This window comes from Marinimicrobium sp. UBA4209, assembly GCF_002381585.1.
Taxonomy (GTDB): domain Bacteria; phylum Pseudomonadota; class Gammaproteobacteria; order Pseudomonadales; family Cellvibrionaceae; genus Marinimicrobium; species Marinimicrobium koreense.
Genome location: NZ_DFTP01000089.1, coordinates 61985 through 63646 on the forward strand (window position 1 = coordinate 61985; position 1662 = coordinate 63646).

Annotated in this window: 1 protein-coding gene; it reads left to right on the top strand. The window is 57.5% G+C overall.

What is annotated here, in order from left to right:
- Positions 1-29: 29 nt before the first annotated feature.
- Positions 30-1662: glycoside hydrolase family 20 zincin-like fold domain-containing protein (locus B3187_RS13035; protein WP_286806917.1), on the top strand; the 1633-nt coding region annotated here is incomplete at its 3' end.

A 1662-nucleotide genomic window follows, 5' to 3' on the forward strand; every position in this document is an offset into this window, starting at 1 on the left:
TAGAGCCATGTTCTGCAGGGTTGAAACTTATGACAATAAAACGCTTGTTCCCTTCGTTTGTGCTCCTCTTTCTTTTGAACGCTACTGCAGCCTGTGCTCAGGAGGTGACGCTCGTCTACGACGAGACGGTGCCGCAGGAGGCCTATGCCGCCCGCAAGCTGGGTGAGGCCCTGGAAGAGCAGGGCTATGAGCTCGGCTCGGATCGGAGCGGTTACGATCATCTGATCAGTCTGTCGGTGCATGAAGAGAGGCTGGGTTCTGAAGCCTTTGCTATTGTGCCCGAGGACAGGGTCACGAGCGTCTATGGAGGCGACCACCGGGGGCTGATCTATGGCGCGCTGGCCCTGGCCGAAACGCTGCGCAATGGCACGCCGCTGACAGCGGTGGAATCCACCGAACAGAGCCCGAATCTGGCGTTTCGCGGGATCAAATACAATCTGCCCTGGGAAACCTACCGGCCCAGTTCGGCGCTGGACCAGCATTACGAGACTGCACGGGATCTCGATTATTGGGAGTCGTTTCTGGATATGATGGTGGCGAACCGTTTCAACGCCATCAGCCTGTGGAATCTGCATCCTTTTACGTTCATGATCCAGCCGAAAAACTTCCCCGAAGCGAGCCCATGGTCGGATAAAGAATTCGCCCAGTGGCAGCGTCTTTACCGCGAGATCTTCCGGATGGCGAAAGAGCGCGGGTTGGACACCTATCTGGTCCACTGGAGCATTTTTGTCAGCCGGGAATTTGCCGAGGCCCACTCCGTCGCGGAGCAGAACTTTTATCCGCACTACTATGTGGAAGGCGATACCTCGGAGATCGTGCGGCGTTATCTGCGCGAAAGCGTTACCCAGGTGCTCGAGGAGTATCCCAACCTGGATGGGTTTGGTATTTCCCACGGCGAAGGCATGGCTGGCATGACGCCCCTTGAGCGGCAGAAGTGGATGGATGATGTGTTGATCGCGGGGATGCTGGACGCTGATCGCCCCGTGAAACTCATTCACCGCGTCCCTTTTTCCTCGGGAACCGGTTCGGAGCCGGGCGTCAGCAAGAGTGTGGAAGTGGTGACCCGCGATGCGATGGAGAAGCTGGAGGATCGCTTTGACGGTCCGATCTGGGTGGAAATGAAGTTCAATTGGTCCCATGCCCATTCCACACCAGAGTTGGTGAAGGTCCACGGCGGCAAGCTGGGCGACACTTATTTCAAACCGACGCCCAAAAACTACAAGGTCACCTGGCAGGCACGCAACGAAGACTTCTTTGCCCTGCGCTGGGGTGTGCCCGATTTCATTCGTCAGCATATCGCTCTGAATGGCGCGGCGGACTATGTGGGCGGATACTTTGTCGGCTCGGAAACCTACATCCCGGCGCTCGATTACTTCACCGCAGTGGACGAGCCGGTCGACTGGAACTGGGCCTTCGAGCGCCAGTGGTTGTTCTACCAGCTTTGGGGGCGCCTCCTTTACGATCCTGAAACACCCGACTCGGTGTTTCAGGCGGCATTCAACCGCCGGTACGGGGCCAAGGGTAATAACCTGTTGAACGCTTACTCTCTGGCCTCATCCACCCAACTGCGGCTGGCCTCGTTGTATGATTCGCGCTGGGATTTCACCCTCTACAGCGAGGGCTTTCTGGCGCTGCAGGGCGACTACACCCGTTATATTTCGG